Below are 1437 nucleotides of genomic sequence, written 5' to 3' on the forward strand. Positions count from 1 at the left end.
GGGGCGCTACGACCTGCTGACCGACCTGGAGGACGAGCACGCGCCGCAGGAGCGGGTCGACGCCGCGCTCGCCCCGGTCGTGCAGGTGGACGTCGAGGCGCAGGCCGTGGCGTTCGGCGAGGTCGAAGACGAGGTCGAGCTGGGCCGGGCCCTCGCCGTCGGGGCCGCCGTCGAAGCCGGCCGGGTCGATCCCGCCGACCGCGTCGATCAGCCCGCTCGCCGCCGCCTCGGCCAGCAGCGCCCCCGCACCGGGCGTCCGGCGGACGCCGTGCTGGGGGAAGGCGACCAGCTGGACGTCGAGCGCCCCGGCCAGCCGCTCGCGCGCCTCGGCCAGTCCGGTCACCCCGGCCAGTCCGTAGGCGGGGGCGACGTCGACGTGCGCCCGGACGGCGCGGGTGCCGCACGCCACGGCGTGGGCCAGCAGCCGGTGGGCGCGCTCGGCGAGCGGGGTGCGCTGGTGGTGGTAGAGGTCGACGTCGCCCTGGACGTACTCGGGCAGCGCGGCGGCCGGGCGGCGGCTGCACCAGGGCTCGCCCCAGGCGGTCTTGTCCGGGTGGATGTGCGCGTCCACCAGGGTGGGCAGCGCGATCCGGCCCCCGCCCTCCACGACGACCGGCTCGGCGCCGTCCGGCAGGCGCTCGACCAGCACGCCGTCGACGGCGATCAGGTCGACGGGCCGCTCGGCGCCGAACGGGCGGACGTTGCGGAAGACGGTGGCGGCGGTTCCGGCCATGGGGGGTCAACCCTCTCTGCGGGCATGGTCGCTGGGGTGGTTCGGCCGCCGGCGGAGACACCCGTCTGTCCACGGAGTGTCTGATAACTGTCCAACTGGCGAAACATCCCACCTTTTCTTGCAACAGTCTGTTTATCATCCCCGGGTCCCCCGTTCCCCACCCGGAGCCGCTTGCGCATGCCCACGCCGCCCACCGCCAAGGCCCCCCGGCCGCATCCGCTGCACGCCCTGCGGGCGTCCGCCTTCGCCATCGGGGCGCTGCTCCTGCTGGCCGGTATCGGCGTGCTGGTCCACCAGCCGCTGCTGATACCACCGGTCGCCGCCAGCGCGGCGCTGGTCCACGGCGCGCCCGGTCTGCCGATCTCCCAGCCCCGCAATCTGGTCGGCGGCCATCTGCTCGCGGCCCTGATCGGCTACGCCGTCCTCGCGGTCACCGGGAGCACCGCCTGGGGCGCTGCGATCGCCGCCGGACTCGCGCTGGGCACGATGATGCTCTGCCACGTCTCGCACTCCCCGGCCGTCGCCAGCGCCGTGGTGGTGGTGCTCCAGGCGCCGAAGGCCTGGCCGTTCCTTCCCCTGCTGGCGCTCTCCACCGTCCTGCTGGTGGCGATCGGCCTGCTGCCGGGCCGGATCGGCGGGCACCCGGTGCGCTACCCGCTCTCCTGGTGACGGCCGATGAGGGGGTCATCCGATCGGATGACCCC

The 1437-nt window shown here is 75.1% G+C and carries 1 protein-coding gene and 1 pseudogene; one reads left to right on the plus strand and one right to left on the minus strand.

The window, feature by feature from the left end; translation table 11 throughout:
• Positions 1 to 759: pseudogene (locus tag ABD308_RS23950) on the minus strand (amidohydrolase family protein); the annotation flags it as partial.
• A gap of 151 nt (positions 760 to 910) precedes the next feature.
• Here ABD308_RS23950 and ABD308_RS23955 point away from each other — a divergent pair.
• Positions 911 to 1402: an HPP family protein gene (locus ABD308_RS23955; RefSeq protein WP_344338446.1), complete on the plus strand. Its 492-nt coding sequence runs from the start codon at positions 911 to 913 to the stop codon at positions 1400 to 1402.
• The last annotated feature ends 35 nt before the right edge of the window (positions 1403 to 1437 follow it).

The organism is Kitasatospora putterlickiae (assembly GCF_039527695.1).
Lineage (GTDB): Bacteria > Actinomycetota > Actinomycetes > Streptomycetales > Streptomycetaceae > Kitasatospora > Kitasatospora putterlickiae.

Coding starts and splice junctions, on each gene's coding strand:
- ABD308_RS23955 (WP_344338446.1), top strand. CDS start 911: ATGCCCACGCCGCCCACCGCCAAGGCCCCCCGGCCGCATCCGCTGCAC.